The organism is Megasphaera massiliensis, assembly GCF_000455225.1.
Lineage (GTDB): Bacteria > Bacillota > Negativicutes > Veillonellales > Megasphaeraceae > Megasphaera > Megasphaera massiliensis.
Window position 1 is genome coordinate 50,607 of record NZ_HF954536.1, and the last position, 2,814, is coordinate 53,420.

The following is a 2,814-nucleotide window of genomic DNA, read 5'->3' on the forward strand; positions in this document are numbered from 1 at the left end:
AAAAATACCCGCCTTACAGGACAATCCCGTAAGGCGGGTACGTTTAAATTCAGTTTACATCAATCGATTACTTGTCGAGTTTTCCCAGAGCCTTAGCAACGATGCGGGTCAAGAGCGCTACTGTATCGAGTTCGACCGATTCGTCGGCACTGTGGATGTCGTGCGTCGTCGGACCGACGGAAATGATATCGAGATTCTGGTTCATGGAAAAGAGGTAGCCCGTTTCAAGGCCGCCGTGCATGGCTTCAATGCGGGGTTCTCTGCCGGCTTCTTCACGGTATACGTCGGCAAACAAGGGAACGAGTTTACTCTTGGGATTTTCGGCCCAAGCCGGTTCCGGCGTAGCCAAGTCAATAGTGCAGCCCGTAAGCTCTGCAAAAACGGGCAGGGTCAGGGCAAATTCACGTAAACGGCCGTCAGACGATGCCCTCGGGAAGTACTGAATGGCGACGACGTCTTCTTCCGTTCGAATCGTCCCAATGTTGGCCGATAAATCCGGCAGTTTGGGCAGCATCTGATTCATGGCAAAGACGCCGCAGTGAAGGACGTTAAGCAGGTTTACAACAGCCTTGGTGTCCTCTTCAGCAAAGGTTTTAGCCGGTACATCGGCTGCCGTTACGACGAAGTGAGCCTTCGATTCCACACTGCCGTATACTTCAGCAATCTGGGCCTGTTCTTCCTGAACCGCCTGTTTAATGGACGATTCGGCCTGTTCGTCAGCCGTTACAATGACAGCCGCTGCCTGGGAAGGAATGGCATTGGCTGCAACGCCGCCTTCAATGGAGGCCAGGGTATAAACGACACCGGCCTGTTCAATTCGGCGCAGGGCCAAACTCAGGGCTTTGATGGCGTTGCTCTTGCCGCGGTTGATCGTTTCGCCGGAATGGCCGCCGACAAAGTCTTTGGCTTCAATAGTAAACGCCTGTTTACCCTTCGGTGCCTGCCAATGGATGGGGCGGTTGAAGTGGGTATGGACGCTGCCGGCCGAACCGACGCCGAGCATGCCGATATCTTCAGAGTCACAGTTGATGATATACTTTACGTCCTGAACGTGTTTCGGGTCCAAATTCATAGCCCCGGTCATGCCCGTTTCTTCATCAATCGTAAAGATGAGACGAAGCGGTCCGTGCTGAATGTCCTGCTGAATGAGGTATAGCGACAGGGCGACAGCAATGCCGTCATCGGCACCGAGGCTGGTACCGTCGGCACGGAGGATATTGCCTTCACGGACTAATTTAATTTCACTCGTCAAGGGGTCGAAGTCGACGCCCGGTTTGGCGACGCAGACCATATCCATATGGCCCTGAAGGACCGTAATCGGCCAGGATTCGCAGCCTTTGCTGGCCGGAACATTGGCAACGATATTGTAAACGTCATCTTGAATGACGTCGGTAACGCCTAATTCACGAAGGCGACTTACGATGTAATCGCTGACGGCTTTTTCATGATGAGACGGACGCGGATGTTTGGCGAGTCCTTTAAATTCGGCAATAATGCCTTCAATAATTTCATTATCATGCATAGTATGACGCTCCCTTCAAAAGTAGCTTTCTACTTGTGTAATCGCCTTTTATTATACCACGACGGCCCTTTTCAAGCTACAATTCCATAATATAGAATATAAATTGCGAAAAAGTAATTATACAAGCTAATTTCCGTGTCCAGTGTACATTTTGATATATGACGAATGCACAAAAAATGAGTATAATATAATTGTTATTGTGTTAGTACATTTTTGTACTCATTAATTCTTATTTGGGAGGTTTTTCTATGAAACCACAATCAAACTTGACTGTGAACTACCCAAGTATGCCGGAATTAACCGCCCGCGGGATGATTCTCGGGGCCTTGATTACCGTTATCTTCACGGCATCCAACGTATACTTGGGCTTAAAAGTCGGTCTGACGTTCTCCTCGTCCATTCCGGCTGCAGTCATCTCCATGGCAATCCTGCGCATGTTCAAAGATTCCAACATTTTGGAAAACAACATGGTACAGACGCAGGCATCAGCTGCCGGCACCTTATCTGCAATCATTTTCATTCTGCCGGGCTTGCTCATGTTGGGATACTGGCAAGGATTCCCCTTCATGGAAACGTTACTGCTCTGCGCCTGCGGCGGTTCTCTCGGGGTCTTATTTACGATTCCCCTCCGCCGTGCCATGGTCGTTAACAGCGACCTGCCCTATCCGGAAGGCCGAGCTGCTGCTGAAATCTTAAAAGTCGGCAGCGAAATCCGCAAAGAAGAAGCGGATGGTACAGCGGGAGCTAAAAAGGAAACGGGCATGAAAGACATCGTCGGCGGTACTGCCCTGGCCGGCCTGTTCAGCCTTTGCTCCAACGGCTTCCACGTCCTCTCCTCGGAATTCAGCTACTGGCTCCACTTCGGCAAAGCCGTCACCCAGATTCCGCTCGGTTTTTCAACGGCCCTTCTCGGCGCCGGCTACCTCATCGGCATCACCAGCGGTATCGCGATCTTAGTCGGTACCCTCTTGTCCTGGTACGTCTTCGTTCCCTATCTGACTTCGATGCTGACGCCGGCTGAAGGCCAATCGGCAGCTGCTTTTGCCCAGACAATTTGGGCTCAAAAAGTCCGCTTCATCGGTGCCGGTTGTATCGGTATCGCCGCCGTCTGGACCTTAATCCGCTTGGCAAAACCGGTCGTCGACGGCATTAAAATGTCGATCGACGCCCTTCGCGCCAACGACACGGAAGAAAAGAAAATGCTCCACCACACGGATATCGATATGACGCCGAAATCGGTCGGCCTCGTATTCCTGGCTATCCTTATCGGGCTGTTCATCACCTTCTATAAC

The 2,814-nt window shown here is 51.3% G+C and carries 2 protein-coding genes; one reads left to right on the forward strand and one right to left on the reverse strand.

Going from position 1 to position 2,814, the window contains the following annotated elements:
* Positions 1-67: 67 nt before the first annotated feature.
* On the reverse strand, positions 68-1,522 hold the full coding sequence (gene pepD / locus TX77_RS03045) for a beta-Ala-His dipeptidase (protein WP_044503362.1): 1,455 nt from the start codon (positions 1,520-1,522) through the stop codon (positions 68-70).
* 248 nt (positions 1,523-1,770) lie between these two features.
* On the opposite strand from pepD, the gene TX77_RS03050 reads away from it, so the two are divergent.
* Positions 1,771-2,814: OPT family oligopeptide transporter (locus TX77_RS03050; RefSeq protein ID WP_044503363.1), on the forward strand; the 1,044-nt coding region annotated here is incomplete at its 3' end.